Annotated in this window: 27 protein-coding genes, 1 riboswitch and 1 other annotated feature; of the genes, 16 read left to right on the top strand and 11 right to left on the bottom strand. The window is 39.8% G+C overall.

Annotated elements, in window-relative coordinates; genetic code table 11:
- Positions 1-144: 144 nt before the first annotated feature.
- Positions 145-711 (top strand): hypothetical protein, encoded by a 567-nt coding sequence (locus AC3WR0_RS10310; protein WP_492552235.1) that lies wholly within the window; start codon positions 145-147, stop codon positions 709-711.
- 331 nt (positions 712-1,042) lie between these two features.
- Positions 1,043-1,351, top strand: coding sequence for a hypothetical protein (locus AC3WR0_RS10305; RefSeq protein WP_492552264.1), 309 nt, complete (start codon positions 1,043-1,045; stop codon positions 1,349-1,351).
- Here the strand turns inward: AC3WR0_RS10305 and AC3WR0_RS10300 are convergent.
- Positions 1,344-1,802 carry a hypothetical protein gene (locus AC3WR0_RS10300; RefSeq protein WP_027323896.1) on the bottom strand — a complete coding sequence of 153 codons (459 nt, stop codon included), beginning with the start codon at positions 1,800-1,802 and terminating at the stop codon, positions 1,344-1,346. The genes AC3WR0_RS10305 and AC3WR0_RS10300 overlap by 8 nt on opposite strands.
- Before the next feature lie 352 nt (positions 1,803-2,154).
- Positions 2,155-3,477 (bottom strand): APC family permease, encoded by a 1,323-nt coding sequence (locus tag AC3WR0_RS10295; protein ID WP_492552234.1) that lies wholly within the window; start codon positions 3,475-3,477, stop codon positions 2,155-2,157.
- 165 nt (positions 3,478-3,642) lie between these two features.
- Between AC3WR0_RS10295 and AC3WR0_RS10290 the strand changes: the two genes are divergently transcribed.
- The 5 genes from AC3WR0_RS10290 to proS all read left to right on the top strand — a co-directional run bounded on the left by AC3WR0_RS10290 (position 3,643) and on the right by proS (position 9,605).
- The gene (locus AC3WR0_RS10290; RefSeq protein WP_492552233.1) at positions 3,643-4,362 is read left to right on the top strand and encodes a DUF459 domain-containing protein; all 720 of its coding nucleotides are present in this window, start codon (positions 3,643-3,645) and stop codon (positions 4,360-4,362) included.
- Between the two features lie 119 nt (positions 4,363-4,481).
- Positions 4,482-5,093, top strand: coding sequence for a M15 family metallopeptidase (locus AC3WR0_RS10285; protein ID WP_492552232.1), 612 nt, complete (start codon positions 4,482-4,484; stop codon positions 5,091-5,093).
- Between the two features lie 119 nt (positions 5,094-5,212).
- Positions 5,213-6,424, top strand: a complete 1,212-nt coding sequence (locus AC3WR0_RS10280; protein WP_492552231.1) for an MFS transporter — start codon at positions 5,213-5,215, stop codon at positions 6,422-6,424.
- Positions 6,425-6,737: 313 nt separating this feature from the next.
- Positions 6,738-7,442: a hypothetical protein gene (locus tag AC3WR0_RS10275; RefSeq protein WP_492552230.1), complete on the top strand. Its 705-nt coding sequence runs from the start codon at positions 6,738-6,740 to the stop codon at positions 7,440-7,442.
- A gap of 373 nt (positions 7,443-7,815) precedes the next feature.
- Positions 7,816-8,032: a binding site (T-box leader), on the top strand.
- A gap of 175 nt (positions 8,033-8,207) precedes the next feature.
- Positions 8,208-9,605 carry a proline--tRNA ligase gene (gene proS, locus AC3WR0_RS10270; RefSeq protein WP_492552263.1) on the top strand — a complete coding sequence of 466 codons (1,398 nt, stop codon included), beginning with the start codon at positions 8,208-8,210 and terminating at the stop codon, positions 9,603-9,605.
- Between the two features lie 40 nt (positions 9,606-9,645).
- Here the strand turns inward: proS and AC3WR0_RS10265 are convergent, their stop codons facing one another.
- From AC3WR0_RS10265 to AC3WR0_RS10255, 3 genes are all read right to left on the bottom strand, one after another.
- Positions 9,646-10,539 (bottom strand): YsnF/AvaK domain-containing protein, encoded by an 894-nt coding sequence (locus tag AC3WR0_RS10265; protein ID WP_492552229.1) that lies wholly within the window; start codon positions 10,537-10,539, stop codon positions 9,646-9,648.
- A gap of 184 nt (positions 10,540-10,723) precedes the next feature.
- Positions 10,724-10,924: a CsbD family protein gene (locus tag AC3WR0_RS10260; RefSeq protein WP_492552228.1), complete on the bottom strand. Its 201-nt coding sequence runs from the start codon at positions 10,922-10,924 to the stop codon at positions 10,724-10,726.
- Positions 10,925-11,300: 376 nt separating this feature from the next.
- The gene (locus AC3WR0_RS10255; RefSeq protein WP_492552227.1) at positions 11,301-11,540 is read right to left on the bottom strand and encodes a hypothetical protein; all 240 of its coding nucleotides are present in this window, start codon (positions 11,538-11,540) and stop codon (positions 11,301-11,303) included.
- Between the two features lie 251 nt (positions 11,541-11,791).
- Here AC3WR0_RS10255 and AC3WR0_RS10250 point away from each other — a divergent pair, with 251 nt between their 5' ends.
- A complete protein-coding gene (locus AC3WR0_RS10250) occupies positions 11,792-12,973 on the top strand; it encodes an alanyl-tRNA editing protein (protein ID WP_492552226.1) in 1,182 nt (393 codons plus the stop codon).
- Between the two features lie 53 nt (positions 12,974-13,026).
- Here AC3WR0_RS10250 and AC3WR0_RS10245 read toward each other — a convergent pair whose 3' ends face one another.
- Both AC3WR0_RS10245 and AC3WR0_RS10240 read right to left on the bottom strand, forming a co-directional pair.
- On the bottom strand, positions 13,027-14,331 hold the full coding sequence (locus tag AC3WR0_RS10245; RefSeq protein ID WP_492552225.1) for a nucleobase:cation symporter-2 family protein: 1,305 nt from the start codon (positions 14,329-14,331) through the stop codon (positions 13,027-13,029).
- The gene (locus AC3WR0_RS10240; RefSeq protein ID WP_492552224.1) at positions 14,328-14,924 is read right to left on the bottom strand and encodes a xanthine phosphoribosyltransferase; all 597 of its coding nucleotides are present in this window, start codon (positions 14,922-14,924) and stop codon (positions 14,328-14,330) included. The genes AC3WR0_RS10245 and AC3WR0_RS10240 overlap by 4 nt, the downstream gene beginning before the upstream one ends.
- A 124-nt stretch (positions 14,925-15,048) precedes the next feature.
- Positions 15,049-15,150: riboswitch (purine riboswitch) on the bottom strand.
- A gap of 205 nt (positions 15,151-15,355) precedes the next feature.
- Between AC3WR0_RS10240 and AC3WR0_RS10235 the strand changes: the two genes are divergently transcribed.
- The gene (locus AC3WR0_RS10235) at positions 15,356-15,742 is read left to right on the top strand and encodes a hypothetical protein (RefSeq protein WP_492552223.1); all 387 of its coding nucleotides are present in this window, start codon (positions 15,356-15,358) and stop codon (positions 15,740-15,742) included.
- Between the two features lie 30 nt (positions 15,743-15,772).
- Here the strand turns inward: AC3WR0_RS10235 and AC3WR0_RS10230 are convergent, their stop codons facing one another.
- Positions 15,773-16,405, bottom strand: a complete 633-nt coding sequence (locus tag AC3WR0_RS10230) for an SdpI family protein (RefSeq protein WP_492552222.1) — start codon at positions 16,403-16,405, stop codon at positions 15,773-15,775.
- Positions 16,406-16,409: 4 nt separating this feature from the next.
- On the bottom strand, positions 16,410-16,688 hold the full coding sequence (locus AC3WR0_RS10225; RefSeq protein WP_492552221.1) for an autorepressor SdpR family transcription factor: 279 nt from the start codon (positions 16,686-16,688) through the stop codon (positions 16,410-16,412).
- Positions 16,689-17,025: 337 nt separating this feature from the next.
- Here AC3WR0_RS10225 and AC3WR0_RS10220 point away from each other — a divergent pair, with 337 nt between their 5' ends.
- On the top strand, positions 17,026-17,466 hold the full coding sequence (locus AC3WR0_RS10220; protein WP_492552220.1) for an SgcJ/EcaC family oxidoreductase: 441 nt from the start codon (positions 17,026-17,028) through the stop codon (positions 17,464-17,466).
- A gap of 547 nt (positions 17,467-18,013) precedes the next feature.
- On the opposite strand, the gene AC3WR0_RS10215 is transcribed toward AC3WR0_RS10220, so the two are convergent.
- Both AC3WR0_RS10215 and AC3WR0_RS10210 read right to left on the bottom strand, forming a co-directional pair.
- Positions 18,014-18,529 (bottom strand): CotG/ExsB N-terminal domain-containing protein, encoded by a 516-nt coding sequence (locus AC3WR0_RS10215; protein ID WP_492552219.1) that lies wholly within the window; start codon positions 18,527-18,529, stop codon positions 18,014-18,016.
- 464 nt (positions 18,530-18,993) lie between these two features.
- Positions 18,994-19,527: a Rossmann-fold NAD(P)-binding domain-containing protein gene (locus tag AC3WR0_RS10210; RefSeq protein WP_492552218.1), complete on the bottom strand. Its 534-nt coding sequence runs from the start codon at positions 19,525-19,527 to the stop codon at positions 18,994-18,996.
- A gap of 75 nt (positions 19,528-19,602) precedes the next feature.
- On the opposite strand from AC3WR0_RS10210, the gene fosM reads away from it, so the two are divergent.
- The 6 genes from fosM to AC3WR0_RS10180 all read left to right on the top strand — a co-directional run bounded on the left by fosM (position 19,603) and on the right by AC3WR0_RS10180 (position 26,102).
- The gene (fosM, locus tag AC3WR0_RS10205; RefSeq protein ID WP_492552217.1) at positions 19,603-20,028 is read left to right on the top strand and encodes a FosM family fosfomycin resistance protein; all 426 of its coding nucleotides are present in this window, start codon (positions 19,603-19,605) and stop codon (positions 20,026-20,028) included.
- Between the two features lie 90 nt (positions 20,029-20,118).
- Positions 20,119-20,442 carry an Mpo1-like protein gene (locus tag AC3WR0_RS10200; RefSeq protein ID WP_492552216.1) on the top strand — a complete coding sequence of 108 codons (324 nt, stop codon included), beginning with the start codon at positions 20,119-20,121 and terminating at the stop codon, positions 20,440-20,442.
- A gap of 16 nt (positions 20,443-20,458) precedes the next feature.
- A complete protein-coding gene (locus AC3WR0_RS10195) occupies positions 20,459-21,508 on the top strand; it encodes a class I SAM-dependent methyltransferase (protein ID WP_492552215.1) in 1,050 nt (349 codons plus the stop codon).
- 79 nt (positions 21,509-21,587) lie between these two features.
- Entirely contained in the window at positions 21,588-21,914 is a 327-nt protein-coding gene (locus AC3WR0_RS10190; protein ID WP_492552214.1) for a hypothetical protein, read from the top strand.
- 386 nt (positions 21,915-22,300) lie between these two features.
- Positions 22,301-23,992: a serine hydrolase domain-containing protein gene (locus AC3WR0_RS10185; protein ID WP_492552213.1), complete on the top strand. Its 1,692-nt coding sequence runs from the start codon at positions 22,301-22,303 to the stop codon at positions 23,990-23,992.
- A 22-nt stretch (positions 23,993-24,014) separates the two neighbouring features.
- Positions 24,015-26,102, top strand: coding sequence for a glycoside hydrolase family 3 N-terminal domain-containing protein (locus tag AC3WR0_RS10180; protein WP_492552212.1), 2,088 nt, complete (start codon positions 24,015-24,017; stop codon positions 26,100-26,102).
- The last annotated feature ends 17 nt before the right edge of the window (positions 26,103-26,119 follow it).

Raw genomic sequence — 26,119 nt, 5'->3', positions numbered from 1 at the left:
GTCGATTTTGTAAATAAATTTTTCGTTTTGGGAAATATATTCAAGGAAGCTGCTCCGTTGGAAAAATACAGAAATCTTCCCAGAGTGTTTCATTTTTGTTCACAATTTTTACTCATACTAAATACATAAGGAGGTGAACAAAGTATGAAAAAACAGATAATGACAGGCTTGCTGGTTCTTTCTTTAGCGGTTCCAGGAGTAGCGGCTGCAAAGGGCATGGTAGGAGAAAACAATACAAATGATAATGCAAAACCTCATGCTCATCATGGCCGCCATATGGACAAGGCAGATTGCAAAGCAAAAATGCAGGAGCGACAGCAGCAGTTACTGTCCTGGGTGGAAAAATACACACCTGAACAAAAGGATAAGTGGAACCAAGCAATTGCAGAGCGTAAAAGTCTGCATCAGAAAATAATGAGCCCAGAGTTTGCTGCAAAGCGAGAAGCATGGATGAAGGCTAGGAAGAATGAAAAGCAGGAGCTTAAAAAACAGCTTGAGGAAGGTAAAATAACTGAAGCTGAATTCAAGAAAAAGCTTATGGAAAAAAGAAAAGAGTTCCATAAACAAAAAAGAGCCCATTTCCAAACATACCGCGATTTGAAAAAAGCGGTCAAAGACAATGATCAGCAGCAGGCAGCGAAACTCTTGAATCAGCTGCTAACCCAGATGGAACAGCATAATCAAATGATCAAGACAAAAATAAATCAATAAGCAATGAAAAAACCAGCTGCCTAATTAAAAGCAGCTGGTTTTAGTTTGTCGACAAAAGGGATTCAGAATGTTTTATTCCGAACCCTTTTTGTTTTTAGTGAAATTACTTATTGGATACCATTCTTATTTACGGAATCAAGGCGTCACTGAAACCGGCCATGTCCATTGGCCATCTTTTTTTAATTTATCATAGCGAAAGTAAGAATATCTGCATCGACAATTTTTATGTCCCTGGCAGTAGAACAATCCTATTTTAAAATAGATATACATAAGGCTTGATGGGTTGAAGATGCTTTCCGAAAACAGTCCCCTTTAAAGAGATCAGCTTTAAATGGTTACATTAGACCAGCTTGTTCCTCAGGGCCATTTGGTCCGTAAAGGGGAATCAGCCCTTGATTTCTCTTTTATTTATGATTTAGTAAAGGATGTGTATTCGGAAGTAGTCGCCCAAGTATTGACCAACTTTCTAAACTTAGTTGATTGGAGAGGAGGGCACGAGACTCCTACGGGATTAGTGGGACAGGTGAGACCCCACAGGCGTGTGCGCCGAGGAGGCTCACCGCCCACCCCGCGGAAAGCGAGTGCCTGGGAACGGAAATCAACCGGCTCCTTTACACTAGGGTACCAGCTGCTTAATTAAAAGCAGCTGGTTTTTTATCTTCATCCATAGCGGGGAGCACTTCTGCAATTTCCTCGACATCTACAAGAATATAATCGTTGTAATAAACCATTAAATCTCCGCTTGATTGAGTTGCCTTTTGGATTACTTTTATACTTCTGCAAAACAAAGGAATCTCGATCTCTCCATTGGAAAAAACAATACAGTAAAATTCATCAGAAAACGGCGAAACCTCATCACGGATACATACATAATTTCCTTTAAAGGATGCCAGCAGCGGCCTCGCTTTCGATTCAGCCTCTTCAGCCTGAATTAGAAATTGATGATTCAAATATAAATGGGCTTCTCTTAAGAAGAGCAGAAATGCGACAAATCCCATAATTGCAAGTGTGGCCATGAATGTATCCGATAGACCAGGATAAGTCAGGGCTGTTACCCACGCCAAGACGGTCATCAATAAATGAAAATACATTACATCACCCTCTTTTTATTTGTTTATAGAATCTCATTGATCAAAGGACAAAAGGCCAATGAAAAATTACCCTGTAGTTTAATATATGAAATAAAAATATAAAGTGTATATATATTATTTTATAATATTTTGAAAATTAAATAAATAATAATTTACATGAAAAAGCTGCCAATACAAATTGTCTGGCAGCCTTTCTGTTTGCTTCGTAAAATCGGTAATCACTATCAACTAAATGTATCTTAATCTAGCTCAAGTGACCCATCCCACTTCTCCTTAAGTCATAACGAATCGCAAAGTTCTCCGTGTTTCGTTTATCTCATCGAAGAGGTGCTAAACAGCCGCTTTCGTTTTTTTATGCAGCGGAATTTTGCTTATTCTTTTGCAGAATCTTATAGACCGGAAGTCCGATTAATGTAATAACGATTGAAATAAAGGTATCAAGGGGAGTTTTCATAATAGTACTTCCCAATATATATATAGCTCCGATTATTGCAAGGATTGGTGTTATAGGGTATAGAGGTACTTTATATGTACCTTCGCTTTTATGTGTCTTTCTTAATAAGAAGACCGCAAAGAAAGCTAGTCCGTAAAATAAAAACACTGAAAATATTGCAATATCAGAGAGCCTGTCTGGATTTCCAGCCAGCATCATAATAATAGCAATCACGATTTCCATGAAGGTAACACGAATAGGTGTCTTAAACCTTGGGCTGATATGAGATAAATACTTGCCTGCCGGCAGTTGTCCTTCCTTTGCCATGGCCAGTGGAATACGAGGGAAAGTAAGGATTTTACCATTAAGACATCCAAAAATAGAAATTAAGATTCCCACTGCAATCAGTTTACCGCCTGTTGATCCAAAAAGGATATTGGCCGCTTCTTTTGCAGCATTCGGTCCTAACTCAACTATTTTTTCAGCTGGCAGTACATGCAGCATAGCAAAGTTAACACTCAAATAAGCAGCCATTACGACCAAGATTCCAGTTATTATCGCTCTTGGTAAAGTTTTAGCTGGATTTTTCATTTCTCCGGCCATAAATCCTACATTCATCCAGCCATCATATGCCCAAAGAGTAGCAAGTACTGCTGCTCCCATTCCCAGCGTTTCTGTACTGCCGCTGCTCATATTAAAAATAGGGGAATGTCCTTTTGCTAAACCAAAAACGGCGATCATGGCAATGGGTATTAATTTTGCTACTGTTGACACGCTCTGTATTAGACCGCCAAACTGCGTTCCTAGCATATTAAAAATAAAAAGGAAGATAACTGTAATAATACCAATGATAATCTTACTGCTTTGCGGTAAGTTGAACATGCCTGCCACTAATTCTCCAAAGTAAAGACCAAGGGCGCCAATAACTGCGGGACCGTAAATAAGAGTCTGAATCCATCCGCATAAAAAGCCCCACATGCTTCCATAAACTTCCTCAACGTAGGCATATAAACCGCCGGTTCTAGGGATTTTTACACTTACTTCACCAATGGTCAGTCCGCTTGCTAGGGTAATAATGCCGCCAATAACCCATGCCCATAAGGCTAGAGTTGAGTTACCGGTGGAAGAGATGACGATTCCTGGCTTCATAAAAATACCCGAACCGATAACTGTTCCTACCACAAGGGAGGCTGCTACCATAAATCCTATGTTTTTCTTTAATTGTACTTCTTCTTTAACCATCGTCCATCACCTGCGCACAAATGTATTTTGTTGAAGATTATACCACAATAACATTGAATGCCCCTTTATTAGAATAATAAAACTTATTTTTATTGGATAGTTTCTTATAAAGATGGGTATAAATTATTATTTCACAGAATTGTAAACAACAGGAGAGGAATTAGTATGAAAAAAATATTTACCATCTTGGCTCTGCTGGTGGCTGTCATTGTCGGAGTATATTCGTACGTTACTTTTTTTGATCATACCGAAGCCAAAGGAAAACAAAAAACAATTATGGCATTTGGAGATTCTTTAACATACGGAAAAGGCGACAGAAAGGAACAGGGTTACGTCGGCCAGCTTCAGAAGGAATTAAATGAGAAACATCAAGGTACTGACTACCAGATTTTAAATTATGGAGTAGTGAACCGTGAGTCTTCAGGAGTGTTAAAACAACTGGGAAACGTAAAAACCGAAGACCATTTAAACGAAACGGATTATTTTATTGTTTTCATCGGAACCAATGACCTTATCCACAGTAATGGAGGGGATTTGTCCGAGCTTCATCCAGAAAAAATAAAGGCGGCCAAGGAAGATTATCTGGACAATATGAATGCTATTTTAAAGATTCTTCAAACGGCAAATAAAAATGCACCTGTCATTTTATTAGGACTTTACAATCCATATCCAGAGGGGCATCACCATATTGAAAAATATATCAATGATTGGAATCAATCCATTCAAAAGCTGGCTGCATCTCATGATAATGTAAAATTTATCTCGACTAATGAATTATTTAAGGGAAAGAACAAGAAACAATACTTCAGCGATTCTCTTCATTTAGATGACGACGGGTATCGACTTATTGCGGGTAAAATCTTGAAGAACTATGACTTTAAATAGTCTTTTTTGCGGAAAAATGGTATTTTAATAGAATAACAATTACGGATCCTGGTTGCAGGGTCCTTTTTCTTGGTGAAAAATAAAAGATATTTAATATAAGTAAGAAAGGGATGATAATAATGAAATTAAACAAAAAAGGAAAATGGCTCGTCACCTTTCTCTTCCTTATTGTTCCAATTTTGTTTATTTTCAATTCCCTCGAAACTCAGTCCCCCAAAAAAGTGCCAATGCCAACCAAACTGAATGATTTAGTTGAAGTAAAGTCTAAACTGCTTGTAAATGAAGCAGCTCGAAAAGGGATTCGGGTAGTGATTACTGATGATTTCCGAAGCGCCAAAGATCAGGATGCTCTTTATGCACAAGGGCGTTCAACTGATGGAAATGTAGTTACTAATGCCAGGGGCGGAGAGTCCTATCATAATTATGGGCTTGCCATTGATTTTGCTCTTGCCGCACCTGAAGGCGAACAATTAATCTGGGATATGGATTACGACGGAAATGGAAACAGCAAAAGTGACTGGAAGGAAGTTGTGGAAATAGCCAAAAATTTAGGATTTGAATGGGGCGGCGATTGGGCAAAGTTTAAGGACTATCCTCATCTGCAAATGAGTTTCGGCTTAACCATTAATGATCTTCAAAACGGAGTGCTGCCTTCTAAAAATGGAGTGCCGGCAAACCTTGCAATGAAAGATAAAATATATAAATTTTTTAAAGAAATATCTAATATATAAACTTGAAAATCGTAAATAAGTTCATAGAGAGGAAATTACGGAATCCGAAACATTTTAATAGTAACGATAACTAAGTTCCTGTAAAATATACGATTATAAATGAAAAGAAGGCGAAACGGATGAATCAGCCATTATTAAAAGAAAGCCCCCATTCTGGTGAAGTGAAGGAGAAGATCTGGACAAAAGACTTTATTCTAATATGCCTGGCCAACTTTTTCATTTTCCTCGGATTTCAAATGACTCTTCCAACCATTCCGCTTTTTGTTGAAAGCCTTGGGGGGAATGACCAGCTAATTGGATTTGTAGTAGGAATATTTACTTTTTCTGCTTTGCTAATCCGTCCATACGTCGGCCATGCGCTTGAGACAAAGGGAAGAGCTTTTGTATATTTAACTGGATTGACCATTTTTGTTTTAACCGTTGGTTCGTTTGGGTTTGCGGCATCGATCTTTTTTTTGTTTGCTTTAAGGGTGCTGCAGGGTTTAGGCTGGGGATTCTCGACAACAGCTTCCGGTACCATTGCAACTGATTTGATTCCAGCAAGCAGAAGAGGAGAGGGCATGGGTTATTACGGCCTCTCAGGTAATCTGGCACTTGCATTTGGACCTTCACTTGGATTAATTCTTTCAGGCGTATTAAGCTTTATGCAATTATTTTTAATAAGCGCGGGTTTGGGATTAATGGCTTTATTGCTATCATCACGTATAAAATTTAAAAAAATTGAGGCTAAACCAAACAAAAACAAGGCAGCCGTTAAACTCGATCTTTACGAAAAGAGCGCCCTTCAGCCTTCGTTTTTATTATTTTTTATGACAGTAACCTTTGGGGGAATCGCCTCATTTCTTCCCTTATATACAGCACAAAAACATGTTAGCGGGATTCAATGGTATTTCCTTTTTTATGCTGCCGCACTTATGGTGACACGGACCTTCGCAGGGAAGCTCTATGATAAAAGGGGACATAAAGCGGTCTTTATCCCGGGTACCCTGTTGATTTTAGTTGCAATGCTTTTGCTCGCGTGGCTTCCAAACAATCCGGTCCTCTTCACAGCAGGAGTTTTGTATGGTTTAGGCTTTGGGTCTGTCCAGCCCGCTCTGCAGGCGTGGTCGATCGAGAGTTCAGCTCCGAACAGAAGGGGAATGGCAACTGCCACATTCTTTTCCTTCTTTGACCTTGGAATTGGAGTCGGCGCCATGGTCTTCGGGCAAATCGGCCATCAACTCGGGTACAGAAGCATCTACATTACCGCAGCCTGCTCCGTGGGTTTTTCCATTTTGTATTATTTATATCTGCTTTCTAAAAATAAAGGCACTGCCAAGGCAAGGTCTTAAAGATAATCCAGTTTCTTTATGGGACTGGTTTTTTGTTTTTTAAGGAAACTATGATTTTCCTAACGGAGGCCAACAGGACAAGGAGAGCTTCGGAAGCATCTGCATCGCATGATAAAAAGGCTTTAGCTTTTTTCGGGGATGTGGGTCTGAAGGCGTTGCCTCATGAGCTGGCAATTTTAGCGTTCTTCTGCACAGGTTACTTGCACTTTTTAGTGTAAAAATTTAATAGTTTTATGTAAATAAATGGTACAATCTCCTATAGGGGGGATGAGAAATTAAAAGAAAAATCATCGAATGGGTCATTGGAATTTCAGTGGCTCTAGTTGTCCTAATTGCCTTTGACCAATGGAATACATATAAGCATGAAAAACCGCCAAAGCCTGAAATTAGTGTAGGTGGCACTAACCTTAAATATGCCCTCGCCAGCTATTCCTGGCATGGTAAGGTAAAAAAAGATAAAGAACTTTCCCGGGCTGTTTATGATATACCAGTGCCTACGCCAAAGGTAGATCCATTTCAGCAACTACACGTTAAGTTCGCGAAAAAGCCAGATAAAGAAAGCATAGAAGTTTGGAATATCGATACCAATGAGAAGGTTAGTTCAAAAAAGGGACTTTTTATTGATGTGCCTAATTTTCCTTGGAGTTTTGTTTTTGTCATAAAAGCGGATTGGGGAAAAGAAAATGCTACTTATATTACACGGATTAATATTGGCCAAAAAGTTTCTTACCAGCCATTTTTACCTTGGGGAAGTGGGAAGTACTCAATTATTGAGCTCCTGCCAGGTAATTTTCCGACTAGTACGATTACGAAAATCCCCCGTGACTTAACTATGAAACTGGATAAAATGCGCAGTTTGGGAGGTACACTGGAAGAATTAAAGAAACAGCAGCCTGATCTCCCGATTACCGAAGTGCCGGCCTATTTTGTTTTTGACCAGCAGAAATTTATTTATCAAACGAATAATTTAAACCAGCTTATAGAATTTTTAAAGAAGAAATTGGAACCGGTGAAATAAATGCGAAAAACAAATATAGAATGGCTGCTGGTTTATCTGCTGTCCTGGTAATTTTGGTTGGCTTTGACCAATGGAATTCTTTTAAACACGAAAAACCGCCCAAGCCTGATATATCTTTTAAAAATTGAAAGCAGTTCTTACTGATCATTCCTGGCACGAAACTAAGTTTGCTAGCTAAATTCACTTTTAGCGGAATGGGCGGTGACTCCTTAGCAGCGTTGTTTTGGCAGTTGGAAGGTTCTATGCTGCGAAAAAAACAGTACTAACAAAAAAGCTATTACGAACACTATTTTAATAGGAGAAAATAATAATTTTTTTTAAGAAAATTTGACAAATGTTTTTCCATTGCATATAATTTTGGAAAAATAATCATATTGAAACGCCGACGGGGATTAGTAAAATGATGCGTGTCTTTTCCAGAGAGGAAGCTGAATGGTGCAAAGCTTCCACTGACAGACATTTGAACCTGCCCCTGAGTTCCGGACCGGACAAGTGTGAAGGTCTGTGCGGGTTAAAATCCGTTATCGTATTCGAGAGTGTTAAGCTTTGCTTTGCAAATTAGGGTGGTACCGCCATATTTGGTCCCTATTGTAAAGCGGGGCTTTTTTGTTTTTTAGCTAATTAGAATATATTTCCACAAATTCTGATCACATCAGAAAAACTATGGCATCCGCCAAAAGGTCTTGGCGAATGCTAGGTTTTTTTTAACAAAAAGGAAACGGAGTGAGTCACTTGGCTAAGGAGTTTGTAAAAAATATTACCGGGATGGAAGAGGACTTCGCCCAATGGTACACCGATGTGGTGACAAAAGCGGATTTAATCGATTATTCAAGCGTTCGTGGTTCTATGATTATTCGTCCTTATGGTTATGCACTTTGGGATAATATCAAAAACGAACTGGATTCACGGATTAAGGAAACAGGGCATGAAAATGTCTACATGCCGTTATTTATACCTGAGAGCCTTTTGCAAAAAGAGAAGGATCATGTTGAGGGATTCGCTCCTGAAGTAGCATGGGTTACACATGGAGGATCAGAGGAACTTGCTGAGCGGTTGGTTGTCCGACCAACATCGGAAGTGTTATTTTGCGAGCATTATAAAAATATCATCCATTCATACAGGGATCTTCCAAAGCTGTACAACCAATGGGCGAATGTAGTTAGATGGGAAAAAACAACAAGGCCATTCTTAAGAACACTAGAGTTTTTATGGCAGGAAGGCCATACATGCCACGCTACTGACGAGGAAGCTCTGGAAGAAACCGTTAAAATGCTGAACGTATATGCGGATGTTTGCGAAAATATCCTTGCAATCCCTGTAGTAAAAGGTCAAAAAACGGAAAAGGAAAAGTTTGCAGGCGCCAAATTTACATATACCATTGAGAGTTTGATGCATGATGGTAAAGCGTTGCAGACGGGCACCTCACACCATCTTGGTGATGGCTTTGCCAAAGCCTTTGGAATTCAATTTTCAGATAAGGAAGGCAAGCTGCAGCATGTTCAGCAAACCTCATGGGGATTCACAACCCGTGTAATCGGTGCCATGATCATGGTCCATGGTGATGACAGAGGATTGGTTATTCCGCCAAAAGCGGCTCCAATCCAGGTTATGATTGTCCCTATTGCTCAGCATAAAGAGGGCGTTCTTGATTTCGCTTATGAATTAAAAAAGAATCTGGGAAGAGTAGCACGAGTTGGGATCGACGCAAGCGATAAAATGCCTGGATGGAAGTTTAACGAATATGAAATGAAGGGTATTCCAATTAGGCTTGAAGCAGGACCGAAGGATATCGAAAAAGAACAAGTAGTTTTAGTTCGCAGGGACACTTTGGAGAAGGTGATTGTTCCTTTATCTGAGCTGGAAGAGAGAATTACCTCGCTGCTTGAGGATATTCAGTCCAATCTTTATAATCGTGCAAAGGCGCATCGCGAAGAAAATACTAGCATAGCTAAGGACCTCGGTGAATTAAAAGACAGTCTTGAACATAAGCCTGGCTTTGTAAAAGCAATGTGGTGCGGAGACCGGGCATGTGAGGACAAAATTAAAGAGGAAACAGGAGCAACTTCACGCTGCATGCCATTTGAACAGGAAAAGGTTTCTGAAAGCTGTCTGTGCTGTGGAAAAGGGGCAGAGAAGATGGTTTATTGGGCAAAAGCATATTAGAATAGAGAAAAGGCTGCCGGTGGCAGCCTTTTATTTTAATTTAGAATCGGTCATTATCCCGACGGTTGCGATTAAGAGTGGAGTCATCCACATCAGTTTCTCCGTCAGTTTCTACGCTAGCTTCCTCACGCTTAACATTTTCAACTACCTGCTCGGTATCAGTAACTTTCTTTTTACCGATAACAAGCTCCTCAGTAACGACTGGTTTTTTCGTTACTTCAACTTTTTCCTCTACGATTGGAACGCGGATGGTCTCGTCATCACCTAATGGAGTGGTATCGAGATCATCACCATCAACAGCACGTCTTTCAACATACACTTCTTCACGCTCAACTGGGACATTGACTCTCTTTTGCTCTTCAACCACATTTTTGTGGACCTCAACCTCGCCAGTTTGGACGCGTTCTTTAGAAACATCCAGCTGCTCTTCGCGAAGCTTTAGGGAACGCTCTTCGTCAGTATCGAGAGTGTCAGACTCAAGGCCTGTCCGGTCAAGAGAAGTTGTTCCAGTGAAAGCACCTGCGGCTGTACCAGGAACTGTTTCAGAAGTAGTGTCTGTGAAGTTCCCTGCATTGGTGTCGCCTAGAAGTATGATACGACCAGAATTAATATCGTTCTCATACTCACGTGCCGCGGCGTCATCAATACCAAAACCAACAAAGTGATCATAGTAGGATGTACCTTCGCCTGTATTGGTATTGCCTTCAAACGCTGTAACTAGGCTGTCAAGGAATCCCTTGTTCTCACGAGTCCCGTTTGTCTCATCAATATCCTCGCTAGAAACGCCCGTTTCATATTGAAGAGAAGAAGGGAAGTCATTGGAATTAGATACGATTGACATATCGCTTACTGAATATCCCTGATTGCGGTATTTTTCGATAGCTGGAATCACTTCATCACTAGAATTATAAACGCCTAATACTCTTTTACTCATTAGTCATTACCTCCGATGTCTTTTATAAATTTTGGTTGATCTTGCTTACACCTATCACTTTCCCCATATGTCAATGGTAAAAACATAATCTATTTGGCATATTTTCCATTCTTTAGGAAAAATGTGGAAAAACATAAAAAAAGGAGCAAATCTGGTGATTTGCTCCTTTCATACTTGTATTTATTTATCTGTTTCGATCAACAGCATCGTTAAATTTATCTGCGAGTTTTTCTTTTGTATCACCGTATTTTCCTTGTACAGAACCTTTAGCCTGGTCTGCCTTACCCTCAGCTTCCATGGATTCATTCCCGGAAAGCTTACCTAAGCCCTCTTTCATATCACCTTTAAGTTTATCGAATCTACCTTTTGTTTGATCGTCATTCATGATTGTTTCCTCCTTTTAAAGTGATGCTTGTTATTTACCCTATGTTAACGGAATCAAACAAGCCGATGTGCTGGGAGGGGGATTATAGAAGTGATCCCCTTTATAAGAAAATAAACAATGACCCTATATACATAGGTATTATTAAAGACAAACTAATAGAAAAAGAGAAAGAGAATGTCTTTAATAGGCGCTCTTGAAGACAAACAAATAGAAAAGGGAATGTTCAATGTCCTTAATATCTAAAAATTAATGGCAAATCGAGCCTGTAGGAGGTGTAGTTGGGGTTGCCGAAGACAAACGAATAGAAAAAGAGAGATGGAAGGTCTTCAAACATTTAAAATTATTCATAAAAGCCCATTGGCCGACACCATTAATTTTAAAGTTTTTTCCGTAGGACTCTTAATATCTTCTTTTTAGAAACATTTCCCCCGCACCATTCATAAATTTCATTTGTTGTGATTTTGCGATTTGGCCACAACAACTTAAATTCATCTACAGCTCTTAAAACTGACCTCTCAACTTTTTCTCCAAAATCACATTCTTCACATTTAATCTCATACCTCTGTACCACCACAGAAAATGATCCGCATTTTTCACATATAACCCCTTTTTTCAACCCTTCAAATTCATACTCCGGCAGCCGCGTATATGGTGAATCCTTCAGATGCAGGGAAAGCAGCTTTTCTGCTAGTTTCTTATGTGAGTTATTTAAATGGGAATTCTTATTTTTTAGTTTCCCTCCAATTTCGATCTGAGCAGAGCTAATGAAGCTGCTCTTTTTTTGATTTCAGCCTTCAGGCGTTAACCGGGTTTTCTCTATTAGAAAGTGCTAAAATATAACCAGTACATATCTAGGAGTGTCATACATTGAAAAATAAATTATATTACGAAGATGCCTATAGGAAAAACTTCATTACCAAAATAATCAAAACAGGCCAAGATGAAGTTGGGGAGTATGTTGTTATAGAAGAAACAGCTTTTTACCCAACCGGGGGAGGCCAGCCACATGATACAGGAACCTTAAACGGGGTTCCTGTTGAAAACGTGGAAGAAACAGATGGAGAAATCCGTCACTATATCACAGGACCTTTGGAAAAAGGGACGGACATACAGGGAGAAATCGATTGGAACCGCCGTTTTGACCATATGCAGCAGCATTCAGGACAGCATATTCTTTCTGCAACATTTGATAACATGTTTGGTTATAAAACAGTCAGCTTCCATTTAGGGAAAGAATACATTACGATCGATCTGAATATTGAACAGCTGCCGGAAGAAGACGCATGGAAAGCAGAGGAAATGGCAAACCAAATTATCCTTGAAAACCGTCCAATCGAGACAAAATGGGTCAGCGAGAATGAACTCTCAGAGTACACCTTGAGAAAAGCTCTGAAAGTTACAGAGGATATCAGGCTGGTGATTATTCCTGATTACGACTATAACGGCTGCGGTGGAACGCATCCCCGCTCCACTGGTGAAGTTGCGGCCATAAAGATTCTGGATTGGGAGAAGCAAAAAAAGAATACACGAGTACGCTTTGTTTGCGGAAACCGTGTGAGAACGCAGCTTTCTCAGAAACATAAGATCCTGACTGAATTAAGTCCTTTGCTGAATGCGTCAGAAGAAAATATGGCTGCAGCCATAAACCGAATTTTGAATGGCACAAAAGCAATTGAAAAAGAATTAGAAGCAGCAAAAGAATCCCTTCTTCAATATGAAGGAGCGGAGTTATTAACAAGGAATGATGGACAGGTTGCAGAGATATTTGCCAACCGTACCATTCAGGAGCTTCAAAAACTTGCTAAAATCATGGTAGCTTTAAATGAGAGATCGAGGGTTATTTTAGTCGCAGAAAATGATGGCAAGCTACAGTTTGTATGTGCGAAAGGAAAAAATGCAGAAGGAAATATGAAAGAGTTGGCATCTTCGGCATTCCCGTTCATCAATGGAAAAGGCGGAGGGAATGAAACCTTTGCCCAGGGAGGAGGGGAAGCGCTGGTTTCTGCAGAAGAACTTCTCCGCGTCCTTAAAGGAAATTTAGAAGCTTAGAATGTTAAAAGAGGCTTGCCAATTTGGCGAGCCTCTCTTGCTTTTAAAAAGAATTACGCAGCCGCCTGGCCCTCTGTTTTAGCAGATTGTTTTGCAGGCTTGATCACATTGAAAATAATGTTTAAGAAAATAGCGGTAAAGCTGCCTGCAACAATTCCATTGTTCGTAAGAATCTTTACGCTCTCCGGCAGATGAGCGAATAGTTCTGGAACCGCGGTTACACCAAGCCCCATACCAACGGAACAAGCGATGATTAATAGGTTCTCCTGGGATGCAAACTCTACATTGCTTAGCATTTTAATTCCATAAGCGATAACCATTCCAAACATGGCCACCATTGCTCCTCCAAGAACAGGAGTAGGAATAACAGTTGTTAAAGCACCGATTTTTGGAACAAATCCAAGAGCAATTAAAATCCCGCCCACTGTGTAAATGACATTTTTCGTTTTTACACCTGAAAGCTGAACGAGACCAACATTTTGTGAAAATGTAGTATAAGGGAATGAATTAAATACTGCACCCAGAATAATGGCAAGACCTTCGGCACGATATCCTTTTGATAAATCTTTTTCCGTTAATTTTTTGCCAGTGATATCACTAAGTGCAAAATAAACTCCTGTAGATTCTACGAGACTTACAATGGCAACCAGCGTCATGGTAATAATAGGTGTTAGTTCAAACGATGGTGTAGAAAAATAGAATGGACGAACCATATGGAACCATGAAGCATCGGCTACTGCAGTGAAATTCACCTTACCCATTAGTGATGCTGCAAGTGTACCAACAACCAATCCTAATAAAATGGAGATAGAACGGATGAAACCTTTAGTAAAACGGTAGAGCAAAATAATAAAAAGAAGTGTTCCGAAAGCCAGGCTGATATTGGAAATACTGCCGAAGTCCGGGCTTCCCTGGCCGCCAGCTATATTGTTCATGGCAACAGGGATGAGAGTTATGCCAATGACCGTAACAACTGAACCTGTAACAACGGGAGGAAAGAACTTAATCAGCTTTCCAAAAAATTGCGAAATCAGAATGACTATTAAGCCAGAAATGAGGATAGAGCCGTAAACAGCTGAAAGTCCGTATTGTCCGCCAATCGCAATGATGGGACCAACTGCAGTAAAAGTACAGCCAAGTACAATTGGCAATCCTATGCCGAAGAAACGGTTTTGCCAAACTTGCAGAAGCGTAGCCAGGCCGCACATTAAAATATCAATAGATACTAAGTAGGTTAATTGTTCTCCAGAGAATTTAAGTGCTCCACCAACGATTAAAGGAACAATAACTGCACCGGCATACATGGCTAACACATGCTGAATACCTAAAGAGGCAATTTTTAAAGGCTGCTGTTTCATTTGATTAACTCCTCCGCTTCTTCATTTAAAAATTTAACTTCACCATTTGATAAGGAAGATATTCTTGCTAATGATTCAACCCTGTAACCTTCCTGTTTCAGCAAATTTGCACCTGGCTGAAAAGATTTCTCGATAACAATCCCGATTCCACCAACCACCGCGTTCGCTTGTTCTGCCATCTTAACCAATGCCAGAGAAGCCTGGCCGTTTGCAAGAAAGTCATCAATGATGAGCACCCGGTCATTTTCAGTAATGTATTGTTTAGAAATGGAAAGGTCATGGGTTTCATTTTTTGTAAAGGAATGAACTCTTGCTGTTAGTAAATCTTCCATCAGGGTAGCTGACTTTCTTTTTCTGGCAAAAACAACAGGGACGTTCATATGTAAACCAGTCATTACAGCAGGGGCAATCCCGGACGATTCAATGGTCACAATTTTCGTAATCGAATCATTTTGAAAAAGCCTGGCAAATTCTTTTCCGATTTCATTCATCAGTTGTGGATCAATCTGATGGTTTAAGAAGGAGTCTACTTTTAGAACATTTTCATTTAAAACCCTTCCATCAGCATTAATTTTTTCTTCTAGTAATTTCAAGTTGGTTCCCCCTTTTAAAAATAAAAAGCCCAAAAGTCATTGTTCACATCAAAATGAGTGAGGCAATGACCTTTGGGCTTTTTGACCGAAAGGAATAGGAATAGAAGATATTCAAAAATAAATACCATTCCCATTACCCACTCATAGTCGGAACGTTAACGGCATTCCGGTAGAAACTTGCAGGCCATATCCCTGCGATTATATGAGTGAAACTTTATTAATTTATTGTCATTATATCTGCCTAAAAAAGTTTAATCAACTCTTTTTTTGAAGAATACGAACTATCTTAATTAAAATTACATCATCATTCGCTTTTTGGAAGCGATTACTTATGAGCAGTAATAAAGGAAAGGATTTATTCTGGAAAATGAAGTTTTTAGATTGTGGAAAAGGGAAGAAAAATAAAAAATAAAAGAAAAGGAGAATGGTATATGAACAAACTATTTAAAGTAGCCATTATTATGGCCCTTACTCTTGTATTAGCAGTGATGGCGGGGTGCGGCAAAGGCGGTACAGCTAACACAACAAATCAGAATAATACCACAGATGCTGCTAACACCGTTTCTAAGAAAGAGGCAAAGCAGGGTGACAAGGATAGTATGTCCAAAGCTGAGTTCGATAAAATTAAAAATGGTATGACAAAGGATGAAGTTGACGAGCTTGTAGGAGGAAAGGGTAAATTGCAGGATCAGTCTGGTGACGGGGATCAAAAAACGGAAGTTTACAAGTATAAGGGCGAAGGTACCGTCGGGGCGAATGCTAGAATAACATTCAAAAATGGTAAGGTGAAAGACAAACAACAATCGGAATTAAAGTAAGGAAAAAGATGGGACAGCCTCCCATCTTTTTTATTTGAGTTGTTTTCGAAATATCCAATAAGAATAACCAATTGGAAGAAGTAAAATAAAAAGTATAAACACTCTCATAAATTCCGCGAAACCATTAGGTATAAAGGAAGAAAGGATAAACAAGAATCCGCTTATGATAAAGGTTTTTCCTCCAAATCTATGAGTCTTTCTCCAGTTATTTTCATCGTTTAGGGCCCATGGAGTTTTAATCCCGACAAAATAGTTAGATTTCACCTGGGGCATGTAATTTCCTATGATAATGAAAAGAACTCCTATTAGAAAAAGAACATAGTTTCCCGAAAAAAAAGTGTATCCTAAGCCGTTAGCGATCATAATCAAGTTTAGAGCGAAAAACACGAGCGATATGGAAATATTAATGATGATAAAGCTCTTTGAAAAATAAGGATAGTTTTCTTTTTTAGGATCGATTTTTGGCAAATAAGCCATTGTGATATAGGGAATTAACATCATAGATATCGAGATGATCATTGCAGTTAATTTGGGAGCATAGTCATTGGGTTCCCCATTAATACCCCAATGAATTGGAATTTGGGCTGAAAGCATCGGGAACGCAATAAGCCAAATAATGAGAGAGGCCGCCATAAATATGATTGTAATCCAATGTTTTTTCACGTGATTAACCCCTTTTGTTTTCTTTTTGATCCTCTGTGAAGTTAAAAGCCCAGCTGATGATTTCCTGAAAAATAGTCGTATTAAGTGAGTAAACAACAAATTGCCCTTTTTTTACGTCCTGTACAAGATCAGCAGTCTTTAAGATCTTTAAATGCTGAGAAATGCTAGGTTTGGACATGTCGAAGTGATCGGAAATTTCCCCTGCCGTTAAATCACTTTCCTTTAACAGGTCAAGAATTTTTCTTCGAGTTGGGTCGGACAGGGCTTTAAAGGTTTCGTTCATAGGCCCTCCTAAAGTATTTAAGTATTTAACTAAATACTAAAACGGTGGAAGGATTTTGTAAATACCCAAAAGTAAATTTTTTCCTAAAGGAAGGTGTTTGGGAGGTTTATGAGGAAAAAGTACATGGAGGAATTAGGGTGTTAAGGAAGCTTATTGCTATGATAAAAATTGAACAGCGTTAGACCAACTTTTCTGGGAATTACAGGAAATGAGGTAAAAACTGAAGTTGAACCTTGAACCGATCAGACGGCAGGCCCCTAGAAAGAGCTGACCAAGTATTAAAATAGGGACATAATATAATTGATTTATTATTTTTAAAAAAGGACTGATAAACATATTGGATACTCAGATTACAGCCATTTATCATCACTTATTGGAAGCATGGAACAATAGAAGTGCACAGGATATGGCACAGCTATTCTCCATAGATGGAGAAATGATTGGTTTTGATGGAAGCCAGATTATCGGAAGCGAAGAAATTTTTTCTCACCTTTATCCTATTTTTGAGCATCACCAAACAGCCAGCTTTGTCAGCAAGGTGAAAGGCGTTCGTTCATTGGGAACTGAAACGGCGATGCTAAGGGCAATTGCTGGAATGGTTCCGCCGGGCCAGTCAGACATTAATCCAAAAGTAAATACACACCATACCCTTATTGTGGTTAAAGAGAATAATGACTGGAAATTTCAGCTGTTTCAAAACACTCCTGCCCAGTTTCATGGACGTCCAGAAATAGTAGAACAAATGACAGAAGAGCTGCGTGAAGTTCTGAATAATTAAGCAGAAAAGGAATTATATGACAGCGCATTATTCCTGTCGCACTTCATGTTAATAAAAATTTCTTAACACGAGAACCCGCCAAACTATTGTTGACGGGTTTAATATATAAATTATTATAATGAATTGAATCTTTCTTTTTATTGATTCGAAATTTTACTCTTTCTCCAACTATAACTGCACGTTTAGCTTGATGTTTATGAACTGCCTGGAAACGTTCAATTATTTTACCTGTATTGTAAATTTTGATTATTGTTATGAGTAGGTGCTTTACACCAGCACCAAACTTGGTATACCATGAGCTGCAATAATAACACCAAATAATACATCGTTCTATATAATGATAAAATCCTAGCCTCTTGATCATCATAGATTTTTCACAGAAGGCATCGTACAATACTCTTCGAACAATTTTCCCTGCATGTTTGATCCCTTGATAATTTCAATGCAATTTAGGTAAACAATGAGTAAAGAGGAGGGAATCGTACATGTCGTGTGAGACGGCATCCGTTTCAAATAAATGATGTCAGGAGTGAAGGTTCAAACTACATCAAGAGCTACGTCTGGAGCTACGTCTGGAACTACGTCTCGAAGAACGACGATTTGCACTGCGAGAACGACGGTTGAAACTCCGGCTCGAAGAACGACGATTTGCACTACGTGAACGACGGTTTGAACTGCGGCTTGAACGACGATTCGAACGACGTCTCCTCGAACGACGGTTTGAACTTTGGCGTGAACGACGTCTGGAATTACTTCTCAGCGACCTAAACACTATCAATAAACGTGAACGACGTCTTGAACGACGAGAACGACTACGAGAACGGCGACTTGAACTCCGGCTTGAACTCCGGCTTACACTCCGGCTTGAACTCCGGCTTGAACTCCGACTTGAACTCCGACTTACACTACGGCTTGAACTCCGATTTACTCTTCGGCTTGACCTTCGACTAGCACTTCTGCTACTTGAACGTTGACCCCTTGGTTCTTGATACATAAAATCCTTTAATCCTTGTTTTTCACCTTCCCGTACAGCTTCTTGTACCTCTAAAGCTGAGTATTCCACATAAATCACTCCTTATAATTATATAAAACATGAAAGTTTATTAAACTTATCATTGATATAACGTATGTTAGAGGGAATTTTCCGTACAGGACAAACGCTTAGATTTTAAAATTAATACAATTTTTGATTCAATTTAAAGTGATGATCAGAACAAAATTAAAGCTCTTACTACCACGTAGTAATTGGGGATTTTTTAGCCCATTTTCGAACGGAGGCGTGATGATGTTTGTCCACCACTTGTTTTAAAAAAACGATAGGTATAAAACACTAGATAAAGGTAAAAATGACTTTCATTTATAAAAGGCTGTCTATGGTTCCTCGACATTCTCAGCAAATAAAGTTCTTTGTTCCTAATTTTCATGGCAACATTTTTATGAAAATGATTATTAGAGACCTCTTTTTGTGGAAGATTCCTAAAGCTGCTTTCTTTGTATTTAATCTTTTTTAATCCTTTTTCAGGGTTGCTAGTTTGGCCGCTTTTCCCATGGTTCAACTGTCCCAACCATTTTAACATCGTCATCTGATTTGATTGCTTCGATCACTCCGCTTGATATTTCTCTATTTGTAAGCCAGCGTGACCCGCCGTTCTTAATCACAAACCCCAGCTTAATCTGATGATACTTCACGTTTTCAGGAAGATTTAATAAATTTTTTAAACTCACTAGATCGGTTCGGCTGCCAACCACATGAAATACTTGGAACTGTTCTGTTTTAAGGGATAATTCCTGCAAAATAATATTTAAAGCCATCGGTGCATCTGAATGAATCCAGGCGACTGCTAAATCCACGCATCCCAGCTTATTCATCTCAACTCTAAGTTCCGTTTCGTTCTTATAATCTGTGAATATAGGTGAAATAAAGCCAGAACTCTTTCGGATTAATTGGTCCATTTTATGTTTGTTTCTTGCTAATACATAAACATGATTGCCCTCGGATTCAAGCCATAAGGATACCTCTGCCAGCATCCCTGTACCCCCGATTACCAACGCTCTCTTCAATTCTCTCACCCTCGTTTTTATTTCATTATAAATTAATACAGAAAAATTGTATAATTTACCAGAAGGAGAGATTCTATGAAAATTAAAGGATTAAATCATTTTCTTTTTTCTGTATCAGACTTGGATAAATCTATAGAATTTTACGAGCAGGTTTTTGGTGCAAAGCTTTTAGTAAAAGGGAGAACTACAGCGTATTTTGATTTAAAGGGTATATGGCTCGCTCTTAACGAAGAAAGAAATATTCCGAGAGATGAAATCAACTTGTCTTATACTCATATTGCCTTTTCAATTGATGAAGAAGACTATGAGGGTTTTTATAAAAAATTAACCGATTTAAACGTTAATATTCTAGAGGGCCGCCTTCGGGATGAAAAGGACAAAAAGTCCATTTATTTTACTGACCCGGATGGTCATAAATTTGAATTCCACACTGGAACATTGGAGGACCGGCTTGAGTATTATCGCAAGGAGAAAGAATATATGGAATTCCCTGAGGAATAAATTCTGAATTTTGAAAAAGGATAATAGACCGGCTTGTTGAATATTTTATATAAACATAGGAATATCTTGTTTTATTAGGGGAGTGTCACGATGAATTTTAAAAGCTATGAAGATTTTTGGCCTTTTTATTTAACACAGCACAGCAAGCCATCCACGAGGGCATGGCACTTTGTCGGAACAAGCTTTGTCTTTATCTTTATTCTCTTAACCTTGTACACTCAAAATTATTGGCTTCTGATTCTTGCACCAGTAACAGCCTATGCTTTAGCGTGGATCAGCCACTTTTTTATTGAAGGAAATAAACCAGCGACCTTTGGACATCCTGTATGGTCGCTTCGAGCTGATTTTAGAATGTATCGTCTGATTTTGCTTGGTAAATTGAAGCAGGAACTTGAAAAAACAGATCACGCTTAAACAGGAGGGTGAAGTTATGATTGAAATGGTGCCGGAAAATCGAGATCAAATTCGCTATTCGGAAGAAAACTTTGGCTTGACGGAGCTGAAGCCTAATTACCGGATAGACTTAAGGAATCCCTCGAACGATGATGTTGATCAATTTATCAATGCCAATATGGTTTCCGATTGGTCCCAGCTGAGCTGGAAAGACGTTGGCAAGCCCTATGAAGTGAAGACCGTCGCGAAATCCAAACGCGAATGGGAAAAGGATCATGGTGATATGACCGTGAAAACCTCATGGGAGTTTTTTAACCGTTCCTTCCATGATTGGTTTGTTAAAGATGTTCCGGGAGAACTGACACAATCAAAGCAGAATTTGAAAAAATATTTTTCAAGATTTCAAATGAGTGATGTAAAAAAGGCACTTGGTGAAACGGTGCGACTGTCTTTATGGAATTATGCTCATCGAATTGAAGACGGAGTATGGGACCCTCGTGGAAAAAGGGCTCTTTTTAAAGGTCTGGATATAGATAAGCCACGGATACTTTTCCTTGGAGCGGCCGAAGGGTATGAGGCCATGCAGCTGCATGCGATGTATCCTGGGGGAGAAGTGGTTATGGTCGATTATGACGAATTCTGTAAGACCGACAGATTTGGGCTATTCCCAGAAAGCTACCCGTTCCTGGGGATTAACCGGGCGACCAATCAGCCAAGAGTTTGGCATAAGGATGATATGAATATCCATTATGTTGTGGATGATATTCGAAACCTTCCATTTGGTAGGGAGTTCGATATTGTTCTTAGTGTGGGTTTGCTTGAGCATTTCCCTGATGAATACAAACATGAGGTTATGGACTGGCATCGAAAGTTTTTAAAGCCCGGTGGGTACGCGATCATGACAACGCCAAGGCATCAAATGAAGTCACGGCTTTTTTATATGATCATGGCGGATGTAATGAATCACACGTATAGAGAACTAATGGATATTCGCCAAATGGGTCTCTATGTATATGAGGGGGGATTTGATATCCTCAAGCACGGCTTCATTAAAGTTCATAACGGAATAGTCGCGCGGCCCCGATAATTCGGAGCCGCTTTTTCTTTTAAGTTTAGTTTTAAATGATAAAGTTTGGTCCACTCTAGGAAGGACAGGAGTGAGGCCTATGAAAAAAATAACTCAATCTATTTCGTATATCCTTTTGGTGTTGTTATTGGCTTTAGCCTGCTATGGATTTACCACAGGGATGAATGAGGAAGAAAGAACAGAAGAGGTATCTGGAGTTGTTCAGGGGAAATTCGAGAATCAAGTTGTAGAAAATACATTGAGCAGTTATGAGCTTAATACAGAATTTTGGATAGTAATGAAGGATGGCAGGACACTTCAGCTGCCAGCCTATCTTTATCACAAGGTTAATGCGGGAGACAAATTATCTCTTTTTAGTCCGAAAAGCAGTCCTCTGTTCTATCTACAAAATCGCGCAAGGAATTAAATTTCCCTGTGCTTTTTTACCTTCAACGTAGAAAAGAAGCGGTTTCCAGCACGAATATATGATCTGTCTGTGCAACAAAACTGTCCCTTTGTATGATAGAGTGTCTGCTGCATAGGGAGCTGATTCTCAAGGCAATCTCTTTAGTGAGTCCAAACCATTCGTATTCAAGTATGGCATTTACGCTTAGTGAAATGAAAACTGAAATGCGTTTTAAAAATCACTCCCAAATTCACCCATCATTATACCCATATTTATCCACTTTTAATAGATTAATAGGGCTTATTCGGCATGGACGACTAGATTCTATTTCTATAACCTTAAGTTGTATACGCTTACATATTTTTGTTCCACCCATTATTAACTTACTGTATTAAAAAGGAGGACATATGAAAAAGAAAGCTTATCTGATTGCCGCAGTATGCTCTGTTTGTGTAGGAACAAGCAGCGTCCTGGCTGAAAGCGGGTCTGCTCCTATTCCTTCAATTGAAAAACAGGAAAAACACGCATCCCTCACAGCACAGCCTCCGCATCCGATATTCACCTGGAACTCGGATAAAATCCCTGTTACGAGTGTCCTTCATCCTGGCTCTGCCAAAGGAGCAGGCATGGTAGAAGCACCTCTGCAAAAAATTGATGGCATCATAAACCAGGCTATCACCGATCATGTGATGCCAGGAGCCGTCGTACTGGTAGCTCGCGGAGGAAAGATTGTTAAAGAGGATGCCTATGGATATTCCGCCAGATATTCAGACGGATCCTTTACTGAAATGGAAAACCCTATCATGATGCAGAAGAATACGATTTTTGATTTAGCTTCTATCAGCAAACTGTTTACGTCCACTGCCGTGATGATGCTGTATGAAAAAGGTTTATTTGGTCTGGATGATCCAGTTGCAAGATACATTCCAGAGTTTGCTCAAAACGGAAAACAACAGGTCACCATTAGACAGCTTCTAACGCACACTTCCGGATTTCCTGCATGGATTCCGTTATACACAAAGGGAACTTCAAGAGATGACCGTCTCCAAATTGTATTTAATCAGCCGTTAACAAACTCGCCGGGTTCAACGTACACATACAGCGATTTGAATATGATTACGCTGGGGGCACTTGTGGAACGGCTCTCCGGTCAAAGAGAGGATCAATTTGTTAAAGAGCATATAACTGGTCCCTTAGGAATGAACGATACGATGTATAACCCGCCAGCATCTTTAAAAAACAGAATTGCGGCGACAGAATACCAAACCACTCCGAACCGCGGCCTGGTTTGGGGACAAGTCCATGATGAAAATGCATGGTCCTTGGATGGAGTTGCTGGTCATGCCGGAGTCTTTTCAACGGCAGAGGATTTAGCCAAGTTTGCCCATATCTTTTTAAATAATGGAAGATACGCTGGAAAAACCATTCTACAGCCTGAAACAGTGAATCTATTACTTGAAAATCAAAATAAAGGCTTCCCAGGCGATGACCATGGTTTGGGATGGGAACTGAACCAAGGATGGTATATGGATGCTTTATCTGATGGAGCAGCCTTTGGCCATACCGGTTATACCGGTACTTCTATTGTAGTCAGCCAAATGAATAAAACCATTGCTATCCTTCTTACGAACAGAGTCCACCCAACTCGAAATACTGTTTCAACTAATCAAACGAGAAGATTAGTTGCAAGACAGGTGGCCGATTCGATTCCTGTTACTATGCTTTCTAAAGAACCTGCTTGGTTTGCAGGTTATGGTGATCGTCTGAACAGAACCATGGAGACCGATTTAAACTTAAAACAGGACACCACTCTTAGTTACTCAACCTGGTATAGCCTAGAGAATGGCTCAGATTTTGGATATATTGAGGTCTTTAAAGAGGGGGCATGGCAGAGGCTTGAACAGTTGACTGGCAATAGCAACGGCTGGGAAATGAAAGAACTCACCATTCCAAAGGAAGCAGCAAAATTACGGTTTGTTTATAAAACCGATTCCTCTGTTAACGGCAGGGGCTGGTATATTCAAAATCCTTATTTCGATGATGAATCTGGTATTCAGCTTAATTTTTCAAGCAATGATTGGCAGTTAAGAAACTATTAAACTATTTAGAGGAGGAATAAATATGGGTAAAATGCTGAAAAAACTTACAGTACCAGTTCTTGCCTTAGGGCTGATGGCTACTCAAAATCCCTTGATAGGAATGTCGACCGCGAAAGCAGAAACCGGCGGCACTGATGATCTCGTTATTGATTTAAATGTTCCTCAAGTTACTAGGGAAGTCAAAAATAATCAAATAGACTTGAACGCCCTTCATGTTAAAAGCGATGGCCAATTTATGCAGGCATCCCAAAATATTCAGTGGACCTCATCGAACAAAAATGTTGCCTCTGTAGACAAAAACGGAGAGGTAACCCTGACAGGGCATAACGGCAAAACATTTATCTATGTCAATGATGGCAGCTACAGCGATAGAATTTCCATTCAATACAAAGAAAATCAAGATAAAGTGCTTCTTCAAAAAGAGGAAGGAGTTCGCTATGACCTCATTGGCAATGCTATTAAGCATATGACGATTGAGGAAAAAGTTGGCCAAATGCTAATGCCCGATTTCCGTACATGGAAAGGGAAGAATGTTACCGAGATGAATCCTGAAATCGCTCAGCTGGTCAAGAATTACCATCTTGGCGGTGTCATTCTTTTTAGGGAAAACGTTGTGACTACAGAACAGACTGCTAGGCTTGTAGATTCCTATCAGCAGTCTGCTGATAAGTTCAGTCTGCTGACTGCCATCGACCAGGAGGGTGGAATTGTTACACGCCTGCAATCAGGAACTGATATGCCGGGGAACATGGCTCTTGGTGCGACAAGATCTGAAGAAGTGACCGAAAAAGTAGGAAAAGCGATTGGAGAAGAATTAAAAGCTTTAGGAATTAATATGGACCTTGCGCCAGACCTTGACGTAAATATTAACCCTGATAATCCGGTAATTGGAGTCCGTTCCTTTGGCGGAGATCCAGAACTTGTTGCCAAGCTGGGCAAAGCCTATATCAGGGGACTTCAGGAAAGCGGGACAGCAGCTACCGGCAAGCATTTTCCAGGACACGGAGATACGGCCGTGGACTCTCACTTAGGACTTCCGGAAGTGCCATATGATCTTGACCGCTTGAAAAAGATAGAATTATATCCTTTCCAGCAGGCAATGGATGCAGGTATTGACGCCATTATGACAGCACATGTTACCTTCCCGAAATTTGATGACAGCAAGGCCATCTCCAAAAAAGACGGAACGGAGATTTCCATTCCGGCAACTCTTTCTCATAAAGTCTTAACCGGTCTGATGAGGGAGTCAATGGGCTTTAAAGGGGTTATCATCACGGATGCAATGAACATGCAGGCGATCAGTGACCATTTTGGACCAGTGGATGCAGCCATCCGCGCGGTTAAAGCAGGGACAGATATTGTATTAATGCCAGTTGGAATCAGTGAAGTAGCAAATGGTCTTTATGATGAGGTGAAAAGCGGAGATATTCCGGTTGAACGGATTGAGCAGTCCGACGAAAGGATACTGACTTTAAAAATCCAAAGAGGAATCGTCAAGCCGGAATCAGATACAAGTATTGAAAGCAAGGTGGCTAATGCCCTTCAGGTAGTTGGATCAGAAGAACATAAGCAGGTTGAGAAGGAAGCTGCATCTAAATCGATTACTCTTATAAAAAATAATGCCGTTCTTCCAGTTAAGGCAGCAGAGGGAGATAAAATAGCGGTTGTAGGATACAGCGGTTATTATGTTGACCGACTTTATTCGCAGGTTAAACAGCATCATGCCAACACCATTTTTATTGATACATCAAAACCGCTCACATCGCAGCAGATGGATCAGGTCAAGGCTGCAAAATATATCATTCTCGGAACCTATACTTCATCTGTTTCAGGAAGAGCGCCGGGAAGCTCTCAAATGCTTTTGGCAAACCAATTAATCTCCCAATCCGGGGTGCCAGTCATAGCGGCAGCAATAAGAAATCCGTATGATATCATGGCCTATCCAAATGTTGACGCTTATCTCACACAGTATGGATTTTCCAATGCCAGCTTTGAAGCCACAGCCAATACGATTTTTGGCCAGAACAATCCTGCTGGAAAGCTGCCGATCACGATTTTTAATCAAACCAGAGATGTTTTATATGAATTTGGCCACGGATTATCCTATTAAAAACGAAAAGGAGGCAT

It is taken from the genome of Neobacillus sp. FW104-15D2, from assembly GCF_058790155.1.
This window is presented reverse-complemented; position numbering and strand designations above follow the sequence as displayed.

What these genes read in the sequence shown, in the direction of transcription:
- AC3WR0_RS10310 (WP_492552235.1), top strand. Translation starts at nt 145, where the DNA reads ATGAAAAAACAGATAATGACAGGCTTGCTGGTTCTTTCTTTAGCGGTT.
- AC3WR0_RS10305 (WP_492552264.1), top strand. Translation starts at nt 1,043, where the DNA reads ATGGTTACATTAGACCAGCTTGTTCCTCAGGGCCATTTGGTCCGTAAA.
- AC3WR0_RS10300 (WP_027323896.1), bottom strand. Translation starts at nt 1,802, where the DNA reads ATGTATTTTCATTTATTGATGACCGTCTTGGCGTGGGTAACAGCCCTG.
- AC3WR0_RS10295 (WP_492552234.1), bottom strand. Translation starts at nt 3,477, where the DNA reads ATGGTTAAAGAAGAAGTACAATTAAAGAAAAACATAGGATTTATGGTA.
- AC3WR0_RS10290 (WP_492552233.1), top strand. Translation starts at nt 3,643, where the DNA reads ATGAAAAAAATATTTACCATCTTGGCTCTGCTGGTGGCTGTCATTGTC.
- AC3WR0_RS10285 (WP_492552232.1), top strand. Translation starts at nt 4,482, where the DNA reads ATGAAATTAAACAAAAAAGGAAAATGGCTCGTCACCTTTCTCTTCCTT.
- AC3WR0_RS10280 (WP_492552231.1), top strand. Translation starts at nt 5,213, where the DNA reads ATGAATCAGCCATTATTAAAAGAAAGCCCCCATTCTGGTGAAGTGAAG.
- proS (WP_492552263.1), top strand. Translation starts at nt 8,208, where the DNA reads ATGGAAGAGGACTTCGCCCAATGGTACACCGATGTGGTGACAAAAGCG.
- AC3WR0_RS10265 (WP_492552229.1), bottom strand. Translation starts at nt 10,539, where the DNA reads ATGAGTAAAAGAGTATTAGGCGTTTATAATTCTAGTGATGAAGTGATT.
- AC3WR0_RS10260 (WP_492552228.1), bottom strand. Translation starts at nt 10,924, where the DNA reads ATGAATGACGATCAAACAAAAGGTAGATTCGATAAACTTAAAGGTGAT.
- AC3WR0_RS10245 (WP_492552225.1), bottom strand. Translation starts at nt 14,331, where the DNA reads ATGAAACAGCAGCCTTTAAAAATTGCCTCTTTAGGTATTCAGCATGTG.
- AC3WR0_RS10235 (WP_492552223.1), top strand. Translation starts at nt 15,356, where the DNA reads ATGAACAAACTATTTAAAGTAGCCATTATTATGGCCCTTACTCTTGTA.
- AC3WR0_RS10225 (WP_492552221.1), bottom strand. Translation starts at nt 16,688, where the DNA reads ATGAACGAAACCTTTAAAGCCCTGTCCGACCCAACTCGAAGAAAAATT.
- fosM (WP_492552217.1), top strand. Translation starts at nt 19,603, where the DNA reads ATGAAAATTAAAGGATTAAATCATTTTCTTTTTTCTGTATCAGACTTG.
- AC3WR0_RS10200 (WP_492552216.1), top strand. Translation starts at nt 20,119, where the DNA reads ATGAATTTTAAAAGCTATGAAGATTTTTGGCCTTTTTATTTAACACAG.
- AC3WR0_RS10195 (WP_492552215.1), top strand. Translation starts at nt 20,459, where the DNA reads ATGATTGAAATGGTGCCGGAAAATCGAGATCAAATTCGCTATTCGGAA.
- AC3WR0_RS10190 (WP_492552214.1), top strand. Translation starts at nt 21,588, where the DNA reads ATGAAAAAAATAACTCAATCTATTTCGTATATCCTTTTGGTGTTGTTA.
- AC3WR0_RS10185 (WP_492552213.1), top strand. Translation starts at nt 22,301, where the DNA reads ATGAAAAAGAAAGCTTATCTGATTGCCGCAGTATGCTCTGTTTGTGTA.
- AC3WR0_RS10180 (WP_492552212.1), top strand. Translation starts at nt 24,015, where the DNA reads ATGGGTAAAATGCTGAAAAAACTTACAGTACCAGTTCTTGCCTTAGGG.